The 18,331-nt window shown below is 70.8% G+C and carries 16 protein-coding genes and 1 pseudogene; 13 read left to right on the plus strand and 4 right to left on the minus strand.

From position 1 onward, the window contains the following. Positions 1-50 precede the first annotated feature (50 nt). A complete protein-coding gene (locus tag OG223_RS43000) occupies positions 51-1,361 on the minus strand; it encodes an amidohydrolase family protein (RefSeq protein WP_329261256.1) in 1,311 nt (436 codons plus the stop codon). Between the two features lie 164 nt (positions 1,362-1,525). On the opposite strand from OG223_RS43000, the gene OG223_RS43005 reads away from it, so the two are divergent. After that, positions 1,526-2,473, plus strand: a complete 948-nt coding sequence (locus tag OG223_RS43005; protein ID WP_329261259.1) for an AraC family transcriptional regulator — start codon at positions 1,526-1,528, stop codon at positions 2,471-2,473. Here OG223_RS43005 and OG223_RS43010 read toward each other — a convergent pair. Both OG223_RS43010 and OG223_RS43015 read right to left on the minus strand, forming a co-directional pair. Next, complete coding sequence (locus OG223_RS43010; protein ID WP_329261261.1) at positions 2,470-3,462, minus strand: phosphotriesterase family protein; 993 nt, start codon at positions 3,460-3,462, stop codon at positions 2,470-2,472. The genes OG223_RS43005 and OG223_RS43010 overlap by 4 nt on opposite strands. 105 nt (positions 3,463-3,567) lie before the next feature. Continuing rightward, positions 3,568-4,276 (minus strand): annotated as a pseudogene (locus OG223_RS43015) (alpha/beta fold hydrolase). Between the two features lie 252 nt (positions 4,277-4,528). Here OG223_RS43015 and OG223_RS43020 point away from each other — a divergent pair. After that, positions 4,529-5,542 carry a glycoside hydrolase family 26 protein gene (locus tag OG223_RS43020; protein ID WP_329265779.1) on the plus strand — a complete coding sequence of 338 codons (1,014 nt, stop codon included), beginning with the start codon at positions 4,529-4,531 and terminating at the stop codon, positions 5,540-5,542. A gap of 63 nt (positions 5,543-5,605) precedes the next feature. On the opposite strand, the gene OG223_RS43025 is transcribed toward OG223_RS43020, so the two are convergent. Next, the gene (locus OG223_RS43025; RefSeq protein WP_443073798.1) at positions 5,606-6,718 is read right to left on the minus strand and encodes a glycoside hydrolase family 53 protein; all 1,113 of its coding nucleotides are present in this window, start codon (positions 6,716-6,718) and stop codon (positions 5,606-5,608) included. 319 nt (positions 6,719-7,037) lie between these two features. Between OG223_RS43025 and OG223_RS43030 the strand changes: the two genes are divergently transcribed. The 11 genes from OG223_RS43030 (at position 7,038) to OG223_RS43080 (ending at position 18,327) form a co-directional block, all read left to right on the plus strand. Continuing rightward, the gene (locus OG223_RS43030) at positions 7,038-7,973 is read left to right on the plus strand and encodes an ABC transporter ATP-binding protein (protein ID WP_329261263.1); all 936 of its coding nucleotides are present in this window, start codon (positions 7,038-7,040) and stop codon (positions 7,971-7,973) included. Continuing rightward, positions 7,970-8,815, plus strand: coding sequence for an ABC transporter permease (locus OG223_RS43035; RefSeq protein ID WP_329261265.1), 846 nt, complete (start codon positions 7,970-7,972; stop codon positions 8,813-8,815). Before OG223_RS43030 ends, OG223_RS43035 begins: the two co-directional genes overlap by 4 nt. A 92-nt stretch (positions 8,816-8,907) precedes the next feature. Beyond that, positions 8,908-10,224 carry a sensor histidine kinase gene (locus tag OG223_RS43040; protein ID WP_329261268.1) on the plus strand — a complete coding sequence of 439 codons (1,317 nt, stop codon included), beginning with the start codon at positions 8,908-8,910 and terminating at the stop codon, positions 10,222-10,224. After that, positions 10,221-10,913, plus strand: coding sequence for a response regulator transcription factor (locus OG223_RS43045; protein WP_329261271.1), 693 nt, complete (start codon positions 10,221-10,223; stop codon positions 10,911-10,913). Before OG223_RS43040 ends, OG223_RS43045 begins: the two co-directional genes overlap by 4 nt. Before the next feature lie 153 nt (positions 10,914-11,066). Then, positions 11,067-12,188 carry a lactonase family protein gene (locus tag OG223_RS43050; protein ID WP_329261274.1) on the plus strand — a complete coding sequence of 374 codons (1,122 nt, stop codon included), beginning with the start codon at positions 11,067-11,069 and terminating at the stop codon, positions 12,186-12,188. A 205-nt stretch (positions 12,189-12,393) separates the two neighbouring features. Next, positions 12,394-13,200: an ABC transporter ATP-binding protein gene (locus OG223_RS43055; RefSeq protein ID WP_329261277.1), complete on the plus strand. Its 807-nt coding sequence runs from the start codon at positions 12,394-12,396 to the stop codon at positions 13,198-13,200. A gap of 56 nt (positions 13,201-13,256) precedes the next feature. Continuing rightward, on the plus strand, positions 13,257-13,856 hold the full coding sequence (locus OG223_RS43060; RefSeq protein ID WP_329261280.1) for an SRPBCC domain-containing protein: 600 nt from the start codon (positions 13,257-13,259) through the stop codon (positions 13,854-13,856). Continuing rightward, complete coding sequence (locus OG223_RS43065; protein ID WP_329261283.1) at positions 13,834-14,715, plus strand: HpcH/HpaI aldolase family protein; 882 nt, start codon at positions 13,834-13,836, stop codon at positions 14,713-14,715. The genes OG223_RS43060 and OG223_RS43065 overlap by 23 nt, the downstream gene beginning before the upstream one ends. Continuing rightward, the gene (locus tag OG223_RS43070; protein WP_329261286.1) at positions 14,712-15,776 is read left to right on the plus strand and encodes an amidohydrolase family protein; all 1,065 of its coding nucleotides are present in this window, start codon (positions 14,712-14,714) and stop codon (positions 15,774-15,776) included. The genes OG223_RS43065 and OG223_RS43070 overlap by 4 nt, the downstream gene beginning before the upstream one ends. Then, positions 15,773-17,425: a thiamine pyrophosphate-binding protein gene (locus tag OG223_RS43075; RefSeq protein WP_329261289.1), complete on the plus strand. Its 1,653-nt coding sequence runs from the start codon at positions 15,773-15,775 to the stop codon at positions 17,423-17,425. Before OG223_RS43070 ends, OG223_RS43075 begins: the two co-directional genes overlap by 4 nt. An 11-nt stretch (positions 17,426-17,436) precedes the next feature. Continuing rightward, a complete protein-coding gene (locus OG223_RS43080; RefSeq protein ID WP_329261291.1) occupies positions 17,437-18,327 on the plus strand; it encodes a hypothetical protein in 891 nt (296 codons plus the stop codon). The last annotated feature ends 4 nt before the right edge of the window (positions 18,328-18,331 follow it).

An 18,331-nucleotide genomic window follows, 5' to 3' on the forward strand; every position in this document is an offset into this window, starting at 1 on the left:
TCCCGTAGAGGTGGGCGGGAACAGGAACGGTCGCGACGTCTGTTGCCGGTTCACGCGATGCGGGCGGCCGCTTCGGCGGCCGCGTGCTGGGCGGTGGCGCGGTCCACCGTGACCGTCTCACCGGCCACGACGACGGCCTCGCCCGCGACCCAGACGTCCTGGACCGCGCGGGAACCGGCCGCCCACATGAGGTTGGCGAGCAGTCGGCCGTCCTCGACGTCCAGACCCGCGGCGAAGTGCGGTCCGTCCACGGAGAGATGGACCAGGTCCGCCCAGTTCCCCGGGCGGAGGGAACCGATGTCGGTCCGGCCCAGGGCCGCCGCTCCGGCCGAGGTCGCCATGAGGAAGGCGTCCGCGGCCGTGAGGGCCATGGCGTCGGCGGTGGCGAGCCGGCAGAACATCATCGCGAGGCGGGCCTCCTCCCACAGGTCGAGGTCGTCGTTGCTCGCGGGCCCGTCGGTGCCCAGGCCGACCGGGACCGACGCGGCGCGCAGCGCGGCCAAGTGGGCGGTCCCGGAGGCGAGTTTGGCGTTCGAGCCCGGGCAGTGCGCGACACCGGCACCCGCCTCGGCGAGCAGCCGGATGTCGTCGGCGGAGAGATGCACGGCATGCGCCGCGAGCAGCCGCCCGTCCAACAGCCCGGTCTCCTGGAGCAGTTGGGGAACCGAACCGTGCGACTCCCGTTGCGCGACGTCCTCGGCGAGGGTCTCCGCGACATGGATGTGCACCAGGGCGCCGCGCTGTGCCGCCTCGTCCGCCGTGGCGCGCAGTGCCTCCGGCGGCAGGGTGTACGCGGAGTGCGGTCCATAGCAGAGCTCGACGCGCTCACCCGGTCCGAAGCGCAGGCCGTCCGTGTCGATCCACTTGCCGATGGCCGCGAGATCGGTGTGCCAGTCGTCGCCGGGCCGGTCGAAGTAGGCGGGCGCGATCAGGACCCGGCTGCCCGCCTGGAGCGCCGCGTCGGCCACCTGCTCGGCGTGCGCGTACATCTCGGCGCTGGTCGTCACGCCGTAGCGCAGCATCTCGACGCAGCCCAGCAGCATGCCCGCGTGGGCGTCCCGGGGGCGCATGCGGCCCTCGGCGGGCCAGACGGCGTCCTGGAGCCAGGACGCCAGCGGGAGGTCGCCGCCGAGGCCCCGCAGGAGGGTCATCGGGGAGTGCGCGTGGGTGTTGACCAGGCCGGGAGCGAGGATGCCGGACAGGGCGGTCACCGGGACGCCGGCCGGGAGCGGGGGAGCATCGGCGGCCGTACCGCAGTGGGTGATACGGCCGTCCGGGCCGACGTCGACCACGGCGTCGCGCAGGACGGAACAGGACGGGTCGGCCGGGAGGACCACAGGGGCGCGAAAACGTCGTGACACGGACAAGGGAGAGCTCTCTTCCGGACGGGGTGCTGCCAACGCGTACAAGATGCGGGACCGGTCCAAAAGTTCGCCCCGGGTGGCGTGAACTCGATCACAGGAGCGGGGAAACGGTGCGCCCGTCCGTCATGGGCACCGCCGGTTTCGGGTGCATAGGATGAGGTGTGTCTTCCTGGAGCCAAGCTCTGACCGTCTCCTCCGCGAGCGCCTGGGACGAGGTCTTCACCGGCCTGCACGGCGCGAGCCGCATCAGCGTGCCGGACCGCCGCACCCCGTGGACCGGGCGCCTGGAGTGGCAGCGGTCGAAGACCTACAGTCTCGCGCTGTGCTCCGGCGGAGAGGAAGTGGTCGACCGGGACACCCGGCACATCCGCACCGATCCCCGCGGGACCTACGAACTCCTCGTCCCGCTCTCCGGATCGGCCTGGGTGGAGCAGGGCACGGCGTCCGGCGAGATCGGCCCCGGCGTCATGGCCCTGTGCGACATCGACCGGCCGCTCACGTACGCGCACGGACCGGACCTCCGCAGCATCTCCCTGATCATGTCCGGCCGGCACCTCGCGGCACGCAGCCCCCTCGCGGCCCGGGGACCGCACCTCCTCGACGGCGAGCGCGGACTTGGCCGTGTCGTACGGCAGTTGACCACCACCCTGCACGAGGAGCGCGAGCACCTCTCCGAGACGACCTTCGACATCGCCTGCGACCGGCTCCTCGACCTGGTGTGCCTCGCGGCGGAGGGCGGCACCGACTCGGCGCCCACCGGACAGCGGGCGACCGTCGAGGCCGCGATCCGGCGCTACGTCCGGGAGCACGCCTGCGACCGCGACCTGGACGTCGTCGGCATCGCACGGGCGCTCGGCTGGTCCGCGCGCTACGTCCAGCAGGTGCTCCAGGCCGCCGGCACCACCTCCCGCGACCTGATCCGCCGCGAACGGCTGAACGTCGCCAGAACCCGGCTGGCGAACGCGAGTTGGTCCCCGTACTCGATCGCGGAGATCGCCCACGCCAGCGGCTTCGGCAGCCACGCCTCCTTCGCCACCGCGTTCCGCGCGGAGTTCGGCATCACCCCGCGCGAAGCCCGGGGCAGGCGGGACTTCGGGGATACGGCCTAGGAGCCGGCCGGGGTGAAGTACCGGCGCGGGTTGTCGACCAGCATGGTCGTGATCTGCTCCTCGGTGACTCCGGCGGCGCGCAGGGCCGGCAACACCTGCTCGTGCAGGTGGAGGTGATGCCAGTTCGGCGCGATCTGCTCCCGTACGCCCGGCGGGAACCAGTCGATGTGGCAGGACGCGTCGTGCGACAGGACCATCCGCTCGGCGAAGCCCTCGCGCGCGAGCGCCGCGACGGTCGCCACCCGCTGGTCCTCGGGCAGCAGGACGTCCAGACCGAAGCGGTCCATGCCGACGTACGAGCCGTTGTCGACGAGCTGGTGCAGATAGTCCAGGTCGGCGGTGTCGCCGCTGTGCCCGATGACGACCGCGCCGAGATCCACGCCCTCGCTGCGCAGCACGTTCTGCGCGACAAGTCCCGTACGGGCGGCGGCACTTGTGTGCACCGTGATCGGCGCGCCGGTCCGCAGGTGCGCCTGCGCCACCGCGCGCATCACCCGCTCCACGCCCGGGGTGAGTTCGCCCTCGATCGCGCACTTCAGGAACGCGGCCCTGATCCCGGTGTCCGCGATGCCCTCGGTGAGTTCGCGGACGAACAGGTCGGTCATGCCCTCGGGGCCGCCGAGCAGGGTGCCCGGGCCGTGGTAGCGGTAGAAGTCGGGGATGTCGGCGAGCGTGTAAATGCCGGTCGCCGCAACGATGTTGAGGTCGACCTGCCCGTTCACCTCGGCGACCCGCGCCACGTTGCGGCCGAGCCCGATGACGGTCGGGTCGACGAGCGTGGAGACACCGGTCGCGGCGAGGGCCTTCAGCCGGGAGACGGCGTCGGCGACGCGCTCCCGCTCGTCCCAGGTCTCCGGGAGGCTCTGCCGGAGTTCCTCACTGACGACGAAGACGTGCTCGTGCATCAGGACGGAACCGAGGTCGCTCACGGCCACGGGGCCGCGGACGGTCTGGACGTGGGGGACATCAGGGGCTTGAGGGGTCGTCATGGTTCTCCTTCGGTGCGTGCCCGGCGCGGGTCTGTTGAACAGGCGGCCGGGGGAGGGGAGTTGGGGCGGAAGAGGGTGCGGCGGATACAGGAGCTGCCGCAGACGTCAGCCGTCGGCGGCGTCGGCCGCCGCCAGCCCGACAAGGTGGGCCACCGCGTCCGGCCGGGACACGTACACGCAGTGGCCGGCGTCGGTGCCGGTGACCGTGCTGCCCGCCCGCCGGGCCATGGCCCGCTGTACGGGAGGCGGGATCATTCGGTCGTCGGTCGCCACCAGATACCAGCTCGGCTTGTGCCGCCAGGCCGGTTCACCGATCGCACCGCGGAGCGCGTCGAGCCCCCACGGCACCTGCGAGTCGGCCATGAACTCGGCCTCCGCAGACGGGAGTTCGGCCGCGAAGGACGCGTGGAACTTCTCCCGGTCGAGGACCAGGAGCCCGTCGACCGTCGACCGGCGGCAGGATCGGCGGCACCGGCGCACCCGGCTCGGGGTCGGCGATCAACGTGTCGACGGACTCGCCCTTGTCGGGCACGAACGCCGCGACGTACACGAGCCCGGCGACCCTCTCGTGATTACCGGCCTCCGTGACCACGGCCCCGCCGTAGGAGTGCCCGACCAGGATCGCCGGTCCGTCCAGGGCGTCCAGAATCCGCTCGGTCGCCGCGACGTCGCCCGCGAGGGACAGGGCCGGATTCTGTACGACGCTCACCCGGAACCCGTCGCCCGTCAGCAGCCGATACACCTCCCGCCACCCGGACCCGTCCACGAACCCACCGTGCACGAGCACCACGTTCCTCACCGGTTCCGTATCCATGCCCCCGACTCTTCCAAGCCCACCCGCCGCCGTCTTTCGCCCCGGCGCGCAGTCCTTTCGCGTGGGCGCGGCGTCCGTGCCAAGCGCGTTCGGCAGCGGGCGCCGTCCGGCGGGCATATCCCCAATAGCGCGCTACGTCATCATCTTCCGCCCCGCGCTGGTACGTTGCTCGGGCGCCGGAGCACCCCTCATATCCAGGCCCCCGCCGCCCCCCCCGCACCCCACCAAAAGGAGAGCCGTCCAGTGGCCCCTGTGGCCCCGCACGGGACGCGCCGCAGTCTGTCGGCCCTGTTCACCGTCGCCCTCGCGCTCGTCCTGCTGGCCGTGCCCGCCTGTGTACCCGGCGTCGAGCCCCCGCCCCCGCCCGGGCGAGCGGCCACCGCACATCAGCCCGAACCGCCGACGGCCTACGGCGCCTACGTCGGCTACGGTGCCGACGCCGTGCGGCGGGTCGCCGGGTTCGGCGCCTGGCTGGGGCGGCCCGAACCCCGGGTCGGGCACGCGTATCTGCCCGGCGACAACTGGAGCGGCATCGAGGGCGCCGCCGCCGACCTCGCCCTGTGGGCCGACTGGCGTCGCGATGAGCAGGACCGTCTGCTCGTCCTCAACGTCCCGATGCTGGACCGCAACGAGGGCCATCTGCCCGACTCGGTGGTCCGCGCCGAACTGGGAGAGGGGGCCGGCGGACGCTACGACGACCACTTCCGCGTCCTCGCCCAAAGGCTGGTCCGACTCGGCGTCCCCGACACCGAGATCGTCCTCGGCTGGGAGATGAACGGCACCACCTACACCCACCGCTGCGCCCCCGCCCCCGAGTCCTGGAAGCGGTACTGGACGCGCATCGTCACCGCGATGCGATCCGTCCCCGGGCAGCGCTTCCGCTTCGACTTCACTCCCAACCGAGGCCGCGACGCGATCCCCTGGACCGACTGCTACCCCGGCGACCGCTACGTCGACGTCATCGGCATGGACGCCTACGACGCTCCCCGCGGCCTGGCCTTCGACGATCAACTGACCGAGCCCTACGGGCTGTTGGCACAGGCCGACTTCGCCCGCGCCCACGGCAAGCCCATCGCCTACCCCGAGTGGGGCCTGTTCGAGAACGGCGACAACCCGACCTACATGCGCGGCATGCTCACCTGGATGGCCGGCCGACACCCGCTGTACCAGACCATCAGCGACTACTGCCCCCACGGTGTCTGGCGCTGCCGGGCCAACCCCAAGTCCTCGGCGGTATACAGAGCCTTGACGGACCATCAGCCGTGAGCACGGAGAACGGCACCGCCCGGGGAAGCGGGCGGTGCCGTCCGTGGCCGTAGAACTACCTTCCTACGGCGTCCACTTCACGTTCGGGTTCACCTGTCCGGTCCAGTTGAAGATCGCCATGTTGTCCCAACCGTCCCCGCTGCCCGAGATGTTGGCCGGGTCCCAGCCGTTGCCCGTGACCGCGTACCAGGTCGGCTCCCAGTAGAAGACCCCGATCGCGCCCGCGCTGCGCGCCGTGTTCTGCACGGCGGTGAACTCCGCCCCCTGGCCCGCCCAGGTGAGCGGATAGCCCGAGCACCCCGACGTCACCGAGTTCGCCGTACCGTCCGCGTCGGACGAGGTGAACGGATAGGCCGTCTCCGCGATGATGACGTCCTTGCCGTAGCGCGACTTCATGTCCGAGACGACGCTGCCCATGTTGGCCAGCGTGCCGTGCCACATGCAGTAGTAACTCAGCCCGGTGATGTCCCAGTTGACGCCCTGCGCCTTGATGCCGTCGTAGAACCAGCGGGCGTTGGAGTCGCTGTCCGCGTCGGCCGTGTGGATGATCACCTGGGTGGAACTGTTGCACGCCTTGGTCGCGTTGTAGCCCGACTTCAGCAGCAGACCGAGATTGGTGAAACTGTTGTTGACGACCTTGCCGTCGTCCCACAGCATGCCGACGTTGATCTCGTTGCCGATCTGCACGCTGTCCGGCGTGGTGCCCTGGGACTTGAGGCTGTTGCAGACGTCGTAGGTGTAGTTGTAGACGTCGGTCTGCAGCGCGCTGATGCCGTGGCTCGACCAGGCCGCGGGCTTGTACTGCTTGCCCGGGTCGGCCCAGGTGTCCGAGTAGTGGAAGTCGATCAGCAGCTTGAGGCCCTTGGCCTTGACCTGCTTCGCGTAGGCCAGCACCTTCGCCTTGTTGTTGTAGCCGCTGGCGGGGTTGTTCCAGATCCGCAGGCGGACGTAGTTGACGCCGGCGCCCTTGAGGATGTCGAGCGGGTCCTTGGCGGTCCCGCTGGAGTCGTAGTACTTGGCGCCGAGGTCGATGGCGCGCTGCGCGGACGAGACGTCGGCGCCGAGCATGGTGAGCGAGTTCGCGGCGGCGGCGTCGGTGGGGGTGAGCATCGCCGCCGGCAGGGCGACTGCGGCCAGCAGCAAGGCGGCCTTCACTATGCGGCCCGGGATTTTCACGGGGTACCCGACCTCCTTGGGTCGACTGACATGCGCATGCGGGTTTGGTTCTGAGAACGTTCACAGTAGGAGAGGTAACAGGCGCTGTAAATATGTGTGTCGGTTGTATTTCATGCAGTTGGTAGGCGCGTCTCTCGCGTGAAGGGAGTGGGAACGTACACAACGCATGTCCACAACGCGCAGCACGCAGTGGTACCGCGGTACTACGCCCGCCCCCGCAACGGCCCCTCGGTACGACGGGTCCGAGCCCCGCCGGCTCCTAGCGTTGCCGGTGGGAAAGCCCAGTGGGGGCGGTGGCACGTGAGCGTGAGGGAAACCGATGATCGAGGCACATCAACTGACGAAGCGGTACGGGGAGAAGACGGCGGTCGACCGGCTGGACTTCGTCGTCCGCCCCGGCACGGTCACCGGCTTCCTGGGCCCCAACGGCGCCGGGAAGTCCACCACGATGCGCATGATCGTCGGCCTGGACGCGCCCACCAGCGGCACCGTCACGGTCAACGGCAAGCCCTACGCCGCCCACAGTGCACCGCTCCAAGAGGTTGGCGCGCTCCTTGAGGCCAAGTCGATCCATCCGGGGCGCTCCGCGTTCGACCACCTGATGGCGCAGGCCCACACGCACGGCATCCCGCGCCGCCGGGTCGACGAGGTCATCGAACTGACCGGGCTGCAGAGCGTGGCCAAGAAGCGGGCCGGAGCCTTCTCCCTCGGCATGGGCCAACGGCTCGGCATCGCCGCCGCGTTGCTCGGCGACCCGGCGACCGTCATGCTCGACGAACCCGTCAACGGCCTCGATCCCGAAGGCGTGTTGTGGATCCGCAACCTGCTGACCGGGCTCGCCGCGGACGGCCGTACCGTCTTCGTCTCCTCGCACCTGATGAGTGAAATGGCCCTGGTCGCCGACCACTTGATCGTCGTCGGACGGGGACGGCTGCTGGCCGACACCACCGTTCAGGACCTGGTCCGGCACGCGGGCGGCGACACCGTCACCGTGGCCTCCGAGCAGCCGGCCAAGCTGCGCGAGGTCCTCGCCGGTCCCGGTGTCGAGATCAGCGGCGAGGTCGGCTCCGAGGAACTGCACGTCACCGGGGTGAGCGCGCGGGACATCGGCCGCAAGGCCGCCGAGCACGGCATCCCGCTCTTCGAACTCAGCGCGCGGACCGTCTCGTTGGAGCAGGCGTTCATGGACCTGACCCGGGACGCCGTCGAGTACCACGGCTCCACCACCGTCGAGACCGCAGGGAGGGCCGCGTGAGCACCGTCACCGCGACCGACAGCGCCGCACCCGCGGCCGTACGACAGGCCCGTCCGCCGTACAAGGTCACCGGGCGCCGGGTGCTGCGCTCGGAGTGGGCCAAACTGTGGTCCCTGCGCTCCACCTGGATCACCCTGGGCCTGGGCCTGCTGTTCCTGATCGCGTTCGGCCTGATCGCCGCCGCGCACTACAAGTCCTCCTACGACGGCGGGCACTTGAGGCCCGACGACGCCGACTCCACCGCGCTCGACATCTCCCTGTTCGGTACGAACTTCGCGCAGCTCGCGCTCGGTGTGCTGGGCGTCCTGGTCACCGCCGGCGAGTACTCCACCGGCATGATCCGCTCCACGCTGGCCGCCGTACCGCGCCGCCTGCCCGTGCTGTGGTCCAAGGCCCTCGTGTTCGGCGTGGTCGCGCTCGGCGTCGCACTTGTCGGGGTGTTCGTCGCGTTCCCGATCGTCGGCGGCATCGTCTCCGGCACCCCGGCCGCTCTCACGTTCTCCCACTCCGGAGTCGTCCGCAGCCTGCTCGGCGCCGGTCTCTACCTCGGCCTGGTCGGCGTGATCGGCACCGCGCTGGGCGCGCTGCTGCGCTCGGTCGCCGGGGGCATCTCGGTCCTGGTCGCCACGTTCATGCTGGTGCCGGGCCTGATCTCGCTGCTGCCCAGCTCCTGGCAGGACGACATCAGCCCCTATCTGCCGAGCAACGCGGGCCAGGCGATGTTCGCGCTGACCCATGACTCGACGACCCTCTCGCCCGGCGCCGGACTCCTGGTCTTCCTCGGCTGGACGGCGCTCGCGCTGGCCGGGGCGGCCTACCGGCTGGTGCGGACGGACGCCTGAGACCTGTGGGGCCGGGTGTCCCGCGCCCGGACATCTCGCACCCGGCCCCACAATGAACAGGTGACCTCCATGAACCCGGACCAGTGACACCGATGAGCCTCGACGACCCCGCCCACGTGCTGTTCGCGGAGACGGACCTCCCGTGGAGTCACCCCGTGGCCGGCGGGCTGTCCCGGTTCGGCCGGCGGATCAAGCAGGGCGACCGGAGACGCCCGTGGGTGCTGGACACCGCCCTGACCGTCCTGATCGCGCTGATGTTCTGTCTGCCGGACATGCTGGACGACGACGACGGCCGACGGCGCGGCTTCGACAACAGCTTCATCCATCTGCCCTGGCCGGCGACCGTCGCCCTGCAGCTAGGCCTGGTGCTGCCCCTGCTGTGGCGGCGCCGCAGACCGACCCTGGCCTTCGCGCTGATCGCCGCGGTGTTCTTCGTCCAGGCGGGTCTCGGGGTCTGGCTGCGCGCCGACGTCGCCCTGCTGATCTCCCTCTACAGCCTGGTCCTGCACGGCCAGTTGCGCAGGCTGCCCGCCGCCTGCGCGGTCACCCTCGCCGCCCTGGGGCTGTTCGCGCTGCGGCTGCCGTCCCAAGTGCCGGTCCTGGACGCGCTGTTCGTGCTGTTCAGCACCATCACCGCGGCCGTCGCGCTCGGCTTCGTCGTCCGCATCCGGCGCGCCCAGCTCGCCGTCCTGCGCGACCGCGCGGCCAGGCTGGAGGTCGAGCGCGACCAGCGCAGCAAGCTGGCCGCCGCCGCCGAACGCACCCGCGTGGCACGGGAGATGCACGACATCATCGGCCACAACCTCTCCGTCATCATCACCCTCGCCGACGGCGGCGCCTACGCCACCGACCTCGCCCCCGAGCGCGGCAAGCAGGCCCTGCTCCTCATCGGCGACACCGGCCGCCAGGCGCTCGGTGAACTGCGCCGCATGCTGGGCGTGTTGAGGGTGCAGACCGCCACACCCGACGCCCCGGAACTCAGCCCGCAGCCCGGCATCGCCGACCTCGACGCCCTGTGCGCCCGGATCCGCGCGGCCGGTCCCCAGGTCGTCTACCGCACCGGCGGCGACCCGGCCGCCCTGGACCGCGGGGTCCAGCTCACCGTGTACCGCATCGTGCAGGAGGCCCTCACCAACGCCCTCAAGCACGCGGGTCACGACACCCGCGTCGAACTGGCGGTGAACGTCGAGGACGCACGGGTGCGCATCGACTGCCACGACACCGGCCCGGCCGGTACCGCCACCGGACCCGCACCGAGCCACGACGAAGGACACGGACTCGCCGGCATGAGAGAACGCGCGGCCCTCTACCACGGCACCGTCACCGCGGGACCCGCCCCCGGCGGCGGCTGGACGGTACGGGCCACCCTCGACCTGACCCCGCTCGACGCGATCGGGGGAGCGGCGTGACGACCGTGCTCATCGTGGACGACCAGCCCCTCCAACGCCTGGGTTTCCGCATGCTGTTGGAGGCCAACCCCGACACCGAGGTGGTCGGCGAGGCCGGGCACGGCGGCGAGGCGGTGCGGATGGCGGCCGAACTGCGTCCCGACGTGATCCTGATGGACGTACGGATGCCCGGCATGGACGGCATCGAGGCCACCCGCCGGGTCGTCGCGGCCGGCGACCGCTCCCGCGTCCTCATCCTGACCACCTTCGACCTCGACGAGTACGCCCACGAGGCGCTGCGCGCGGGAGCCAGCGGCTTCCTCCTCAAGGACGCCCACCCCGAGGAACTCCTCGCCGGCATCCGCGCGGTGGCCTCCGGTGACGCGGTCATCGCCCCCGCGCTCACCCGCCGCCTGCTGGACGCCTACGCCCAGCACCTGCCGAAACACTCACCGGAAGGCCCCGAGGCGGTGCCCGCGACGGACGACCCCCGCATCCGCTCCCTCACCGAACGCGAACGCGAGATCCTCGTCGCCATGGGCAGGGGCTGGACCAACGGCGAGATCGCCGAGCGCCTCTTCCTCTCCGAGTCCACGGTGAAGACCCACGTCGGCCGCGTCCTGGCGAAGGTCGGCGCCCGCGACCGCATCCAGGCCGTCATCCTCGCCTACGACCTCGGCCTGGCGCGCCCCAACGCCCCCGAGCAGTAGCCCAGTTGGGCAGCCCGTTCGTGAAAGCTTAGGTTGCGCGGTCCGCACGCACAGCTTCGTACGCGCTGTGGACGCTGCGGCCCATCGGGGCAACTGTTGCTGTCCATGGTCGATGTCAAAGGGGCTGTGTCCCGCAGAACGATCGTGTCCGCCATGGCGGCCACCGTGCCGCTGGCACTCGGAACGCCGAGCGCCAAAGCCACGCCACAGGTGAGACCCGACCTTCTCTACGTCGGCACCTGGAACGGCGGGCAGGTCCACGGCGTCCGGTTCGACCCCGTCCAGGGAGCCCTGACGTCCATCGGGCCGGTGGCGCAGGTGAGTTCGGGCTGGGTGACGGCGCATCCGGACCGCCCGGTGCTCTATGTCGGAAGCCAGTTGAACGGCGGAATCGTCACCGTCCTCGCCGTGGACCGCACGACCGGCGCGCTGACGCAGACCGGTCAGGTGAGCACGGACGGCGGAGACACGGCAGGCGGCGGCCTGTCCCATCTCCGCGTGGACCGGTCCTCGGACACGCTGCTGGTCGCCAACTTCGAGGCAGGGCTGGCCATTTCCCTCCCCATCCACCGGGACGGCTCCCTCGGCGCACCGGTGTCGGTCGTGGCCGACACCGGATCGGGGCCCAGCCCGAGGCAACTGGGCCCGCACCCGCACGAGATCGTCGTGGCACCGGGCCGCCGCCACGCCCTGGTCGCGGACTTCGGCGCCGACCGCGTCTTCGTCTACGGCTTCGACGGTACGACCGGTGCGCTGTCCCCGGGCGCGGGAGGACCCGGCGCCTACGCCACCGACGCCGGCGCGGGCCCGAGACGGCTCGTCTTCCACCCCGACGGGCGGAAGGCGTATCTGCTGACCGAACTGACGGCGGAGCTCCAACTCCTCGACTGGGACGGCAGATCAGGTGAGTTGACGTACCGTCAGGGCCTCGCGATCGACTCGCCCGACTTCACCGGCACCAAGAGCGGCGCCGAACTGGCCATCAGCCGCGACGGCCGCTTCGTCTACGCGTCGAGCCGCGGCGAGAACACCCTGGTCGTGTACGGGATCGAGCACCGGACCGGCCTGCTCACCCTCCTCCAGCGCATCCCCTGCGGGGGCTCGAAGCCCTGGAGTTTCACCGTGCACCCGAGCGGGCGCTGGCTGCTGGTCGCCAACGAGGCGAGCAGCACTGTCGACGTCTTCGCCGTGGACCCCCACTCCGGGCTGCTGACCGGCACCGGGCACTCCCTCGCGCTACCGAACCCCGACTCCATCGCCTTCTGCGCGCACTGAGGTCCCGCCGCACGTGATTGTCCAACAATCATGTGCGGCAAGGATCTTGAATGCGAAGAGTCGGCACGTTCTTGCTGCACACTTCTTGCCGCCATGGGTCGCCGCTGTTACGTTCACTGCATCGCTTGTCGGACAATCTGAGGCGAGCGCAGGTTCACCCCTCCCCAACCCAACCCCTACGTGTAGGCCGGGCAAGGAGACCGAGTTGTCGAACAATCAGCGCGCACCCCATTCCGAAGCCCTCCGCTTCGACCACGTCACCCTGGAGTTCCCGGGAAGCCGACGGCCGGCCATCGAGGACGTGTCGTTCCAGGTCGAGCGCGGCAGGTTCGTCGCCGTGATCGGTCCCAGCGGCTGCGGCAAGAGCACGATCCTCAATCTGGCCGCGGGGCTGCTCGCCCCGACCCTGGGCCGGGTCCACTTCGACGGCGAGCCGGTGACCGGCGTCAACTCCGAGGCGGCGTACGTCACTCAGCAGGCCAACCTGCTGCCCTGGCTGAGCGTCCGGGCCAACATCGGACTCGCCCTGAAGTTCCGCAAGGTCCCCAAGGACGAGCGGGAGGAGCGCGTCGCCCACTGGGTGAAGGTCGTCGGCCTCACCGGATTCGAGGACCACTACCCCCGCGAGCTCTCCGGCGGCATGCAGAAACGCTGCGCGATCGCCCGCGCTCTCATCTACAACCCCTCCATCGTGCTGATGGACGAGCCCTTCGGACCGCTGGACGCCATCACCCGGCTCAAACTCCAGCAGGACCTGCTCAATCTCTGGGAGGGGGAGCGCGGCGGCACGCTCGTCTTCGTGACGCACGACCTCAACGAGGCGATCTACCTCGCCGACGAGGTCATCGTGATGTCCGACGGCCCCGGCACGATCCGCCGGGTGCTGCCCGTCCCCTTCGAACGGCCGCGCAGCATCGGCTCCCTCGTCGAGTCGCGCGAGTTCTCCGAGCTCTACAACGACCTGTGGAGCCTGTTCAAGTCCCAGTTGCAGACCTCGGACGCGGGCGCGTAGGAGCGCCCCGCCTGCCAACCTCCCAGCCGCCAAGCTGTCTTGAGAGGTGTCCAGCGTTGATATCGATCGCCGACGAGATCGCCGTTCCGAGCCCGCCGAAACGTGTGTGGGAGGTCGTGTCGAACCCCTCCGAGGTCGTCGCCTGTATCGACGGCGCCGCACTCGGCCAGGCCCACGACGACGGCTCCTTCGACGGAACCCTCGTGGTCAGATTCGGGGCGATGAAGGTGGGATTCGCCGCCAGGGTGGCGCTGGATCTCGACGAGTCCGGTCACGAGGGCCGCCTGTCGGCCCGCGGCAAGGACGGCCAGGGCGGCACCCGCTTCACCGCCCGCGCCGAGTTCCGGGTGACCGAGGGCGACGGACCGGGCGACTCCCGCGTGAGCGTGCTGGGCGAGGTCCAACTGAACGGCAGGCTGGCCCCGTTGGTCGAGTCCGGCGCCTCGGCTTTGGTCTCGCGGATGACGCAGGAGTTCTCGGCGCGGCTCGTCCAGCGGTGCGCCGGAGAAACGGCAGCCGCGCCACCACGCCCCGCCGGACCGCTCGGCCGACTGCGCGCCTGGTGGAGACGGATCCTGACCGGCCGTCAGCGACCGTCCCCGTCAGGTGACTTGGTGAAGGAGAGGGCAGGCGATGACACCGCCCAGGCTCAATAACGTGATCGGCGCACTGGAGTCGGGACGCCACGTCTTCGCCTCCTTCGCCGCCCCCGACCCCGCGTCCGCCGTCGAGTTCGCCACCACCGACTACGACGCTCTCGTCTTCGAGGCCGAACACAAGCCCTGGGACGTCACCGCCCTGCGCGACAGCCTCCAGTACCTCCTGAACCGCCGCCGGATCCACGCCGCCGACAGCCTCGCGCCCGCCGTCACCCCGCTCGTGCGGATCCCGGCCAACGGCGGCGAGAAGGCGCAGTGGCACGCCAAGCAGGTCCTCGACCTGGGTGCCTACGGGGTCGTCTGGCCGCACATCACGACCGTCGACGAGGCCCGCAACGCGGTCGCGGCCTGCCGCTATCCGAGCCTGCCCGGCAGCCCCCGGCACGAGCCCGCCGGCCTGCGCGGCGACAGCCCCGGTGCGGCGGCCCGCTACTGGGGCCTCACCAACGGCGAGTACTACGCGCGAAGCGGCGTCTGGCCGCTCGACCCGGACGGTGAACTCCTCGTCGCCCTCATGATCGAGGACCGGCGCGGCATCGAGAACCTCCCCGACATCCTCGACCGGGTCCCGGGCATCGGCCTGATCCTGATCGGCGAGGGCGACCTCAGCCAGGAGCTGGGCGTACCGCGCCGGTACGAGCATCCGCTGGTCCTGGAGTGCAAGCGCCGGGTCCTCGACGTCTGCGGGGAGCGCGGCATCGCCGTGGGCCATCCGCATGTCACCGCCGACAACGTCAAGCAGGTGCTCGACGACGGCTACCGCTTCCTGATGTCGGCGCCCGTCCGCTCGTACCCGGGACTCGACCTGGGCCGCGCCCTGACCGGCCGCGCCATCGGAAGGGAGGGCCCGAGGTGATCATCGACAGCCACGGCCACTTCACCACCGCCCCACCGGCACTGGGCAGCTGGCGCGCACGGCAGATCCGCGCCTTCGAGGATTCGGGCGCCCGCGTGTCGCCCGACGAACTGCACATCACCGACGAGGAGATCAAGAACGCGGTGGAACAAGGGCAGTTGAAGCTCCAACTGGAGCGCGGCACGGACCTGGGGCTCTTCTCCCCGGGCGCCGGGAAGATGGCCCACCACTACGGCGACGAACGCACCAGCCTCGACTGGTCCCGGGTCAGCAACGACCTGATCGCCCGGGTGTGCGGACTGTTCCCGGGCCGGTTCGTCGGCGTGTGCCAACTGCCCCAGTCGCCGGGGGACGCGCTGCCCGCCTCGGTGCGCAACTCCGTCACCGAACTGGAGCGCTGCGTCGAGGAGTTGGACTTCGTCGGCTGTCTGCTCAACCCCGACCCCTCGGACGGCTACTGGCAGGCGCCGCCCCTCACGGACCGCGTGTACTACCCGCTCTACGAGAAGCTCGTCGAACTCGACGTCCCCGCGATGGTCCACGTCGCGATGTCCAGGAACCCCGCCCTGCAAGGGACGTGTGCGCACTACCTCAACGGCGACACCGCGGTGTTCATGCAGCTCTGCATGTCCGACCTGTTCACCGACTTCCCCGACCTGAAGCTGATCCTGCCGCACGGCGGCGGCGCCGTCCCCTACCACTGGGGCCGCTACCGGGGCGTCATGCAGGACCAGGGCAGGCCACCGCTGGAGGAAGCGGTCCTGCGCAACGTCTCCTTCGACACCTGCGTGTACCACCGGCGCGGCATGCAGCTTCTCGTCGACGTGATCCCCACCGAGAACATCCTCTTCGCCTCGGAGATGATCGGCGCCGTCCGCGGCGTGGACCCCGAGACCGGACACCGCTTCGACGACACGAAATACCTCCTCGACTCCCTCGACACGCTGAGCGACACCGACCGGCAGGCGGTGTACGGCGGCAACGCGCTGCGCGTGTTCGGCCGCCTCGCGGGAGTGCTCAAGAACGTCGACTCCAACACCCCGAAGGAGGCCGGGATTTGAAGGCCTACGAAGCCCTCGCCGAGGCGTTCGTCAAGGAGGGCACCAGCGACGTCTTCGGCATGATGGGCGACGCCAACATGCACTGGATGAACGCGCTCCACCGGCGCGGAGTCCGCCTCTACGAGGTACGGCACGAAGGCTCCGGCCTCGGCATGGCCGACGGCTGGGCGCGAACCACCGGACGCCCAGGGGTAGTTACGACGACCAGCGGCCCCGGCACCTCCCAACTGGCCACCTCGATGATCGTCGCGAGCCGCGCCCGCACCCCGCTGGTCGCCTTCTGCGGCGAGACGACCTGGGGCGACCAGGGCGCGGTGCAGTACCTCGACCAGCGCCGCTTCGCCGCCGCCGTCGAGTGCGGCTTCGTCCACCTCTCCCGCCCCGACCAGGCCCGGGACGCCGTACAACGCGCCTTCTACCAGGCCCGAACCGAGTCACGGCCCGTGATGCTGAGCGCCCCGATCGACCTCCAGCAGGGGGAGTCGGAGGACGACGACGAGTACGTCCCCTCCCTCGCCCTCCTCGACAGCCCCCGGCTGCTGCCCGACCCGGCCCGCATCGCGGCGGCGTGCGAGATGGTCCGGGCGAGCAAGCGCGTGGTCATCGTCGCCGGACGCGGCGCGCGCCGCTCGGGCGCCGGCGGGGAGGTGCTCGCCCTCCAGCAGCGGACCGGCGCCCTCCTCGCCACCACCCTCCAGGCGAAGAACTGGCTGTGCGACAGCACCCGTTACCACGTCGGCCTCGCCGGTCTGTTCGGCAGCAAGGCGGCCACCGAGCTCCTCCAGGAGGCCGACTGCGTGATCGCGGTCGGCGCCGGCCTCAACAGCTACACCATCGAACACGGCTACCTCTTCCCCGACGCCCGGTACATCCAGATCGACGTCGCCCCGCACATCGTGATGGGCAACGGCAGGGCCGCCGACTGCTACATCCAGGCCGACGCGGCCACCGCCGTCGGCGAGTTGAGCCGGGCCCTGGAGGAACGCGCGGTCCACCTCGACGGCTTCCACACCGACGACGTACTGCGCCGCCTCGCCGAACCCCTCAGGCCACCGGCGTCGTACGTCACCGAACCGGGCCGCATCGACCCCCGCCAGGCGATCCGCATCCTGGACGACGAACTCCCCGGCGAGATGGGCCTGGTGCTCGGCAGCGGACACCAGGTCGACTTCGGCACCATGCTGTTCCAGCGCTCCCGCGAAGTCCTCTCCAACTACGGCATGTTCGGCGCCATCGGCCAGGCCCCGCTGCTCGCGATCGGCCGACTGGTCGCCGAGGGCCGGCGGCCCGGGTTCGTGGTGGAGGGCGACGCCAGCTTCCTGATGCACCTCTCCGAGTTCGAGACCGCCTGCCGGTACGGCATCCCGCTGCTGGTCGTCGTCATGAACGACGAGGGACTCGGCGCCGAGTACCACAAGTCCCGCTCCAAGGGCCTCGATCCGAACCTCGCCCTGATCCCGACCCCGGAGCTCGGACCGGTCGCGGTGGCCCTCGGCGGGGGAGGAGCCACGGTCCGCACTCCGGCCGAACTGACCGCCGCCGTCGCGGAGTTCGTACGCACGCCCCGGCCCACCGTGATCGACGTCCGCATCACCCGCGAGGTACTGAGCGTCCCCTACCGCAGGCTCATGTACGGCGAGGACGTATGAGGCGGGCACCGATGACACCGCTGACCGTCCTGCTGGGCGACTACCCGCACACCCGCCACCTGAAGGACACCCCAGTCCTGGGCGGCGACTGCCGCTTCGTCGAGGCCTCCCCGCTGTACCCGGCCTTCGCCCGCATGGTCCGCCGACTGGAGTACGACGTCTGCGAGTTGGCCCTCGCCACCTACCTCCAGGCACGCGAGGCCGGCGTCCCGATCACGTTGCTCCCGGTCGTGATGATCGGCGGCACCCACCACCGCTCCCTGACCCGCCTCCCGGACGGACCCGACCTCACCCCCGACGGGCTCGCCGGCCGCCGGGTGGGCGTGCGGTCGTACAGCCAGACCACCGGCCTCTGGGTGCGCGGCCTGCTCCGCGAGGAGTACGGCGTCGAGGCCTCGGACGTCACCTGGGCCACCACCGAGGAACCCCACGTCGCCCAGTACCGCGAACCGGCCTACGTGGAACGGTCCAAGGCCGGGCGCGTAGCCGATCTGCTGCGCGCCGGGGAGGTCGAGGCGGCTGTGCTCGGTCCGCGCGCGATCGGCGGGCAGGGCGAGGGCCTGGTCCCGCTGATCCCCGACGCGGAGGCCGCCGGCCTCGCCTGGATCGACCGGCACGGCACCGTTCCCGCCAACCACGTGGTCGTCGTCCGCGACGACGTCCTGCGGTCCCAGCCGGAGGCGGTACTCGCCCTGTACCGGGCACTCGAGGACGCCGTCGCCGCCACCGCGCCGGAGCGCGACGACTCGCCGGCCGGCCGCGCGGTGGCCACCGGTTGGACCGTTCCCTTCGCCAACAGCCTCGAGATCGCTGGGCGTTACGCCCTGGAACAGGAACTCGTACGCACCCCCGTGGACGTGGGCGCGATCGAGAAGGAAACCGCGTTCGTCCGGGAAAGCTGAGAGG

The sequence above is a fragment of the Streptomyces sp. NBC_01478 genome (assembly GCF_036227225.1).
Lineage (GTDB): Bacteria > Actinomycetota > Actinomycetes > Streptomycetales > Streptomycetaceae > Streptomyces.

What these genes read in the sequence shown, in the direction of transcription:
- OG223_RS43040 (WP_329261268.1), top strand. Translation starts at nt 8,908, where the DNA reads ATGAGCCTCGACGACCCCGCCCACGTGCTGTTCGCGGAGACGGACCTC.
- OG223_RS43010 (WP_329261261.1), bottom strand. Translation starts at nt 3,462, where the DNA reads ATGACGACCCCTCAAGCCCCTGATGTCCCCCACGTCCAGACCGTCCGC.
- OG223_RS43050 (WP_329261274.1), top strand. Translation starts at nt 11,067, where the DNA reads ATGGCGGCCACCGTGCCGCTGGCACTCGGAACGCCGAGCGCCAAAGCC.
- OG223_RS43065 (WP_329261283.1), top strand. Translation starts at nt 13,834, where the DNA reads ATGACACCGCCCAGGCTCAATAACGTGATCGGCGCACTGGAGTCGGGA.
- OG223_RS43080 (WP_329261291.1), top strand. Translation starts at nt 17,437, where the DNA reads ATGACACCGCTGACCGTCCTGCTGGGCGACTACCCGCACACCCGCCAC.
- OG223_RS43030 (WP_329261263.1), top strand. Translation starts at nt 7,038, where the DNA reads ATGATCGAGGCACATCAACTGACGAAGCGGTACGGGGAGAAGACGGCG.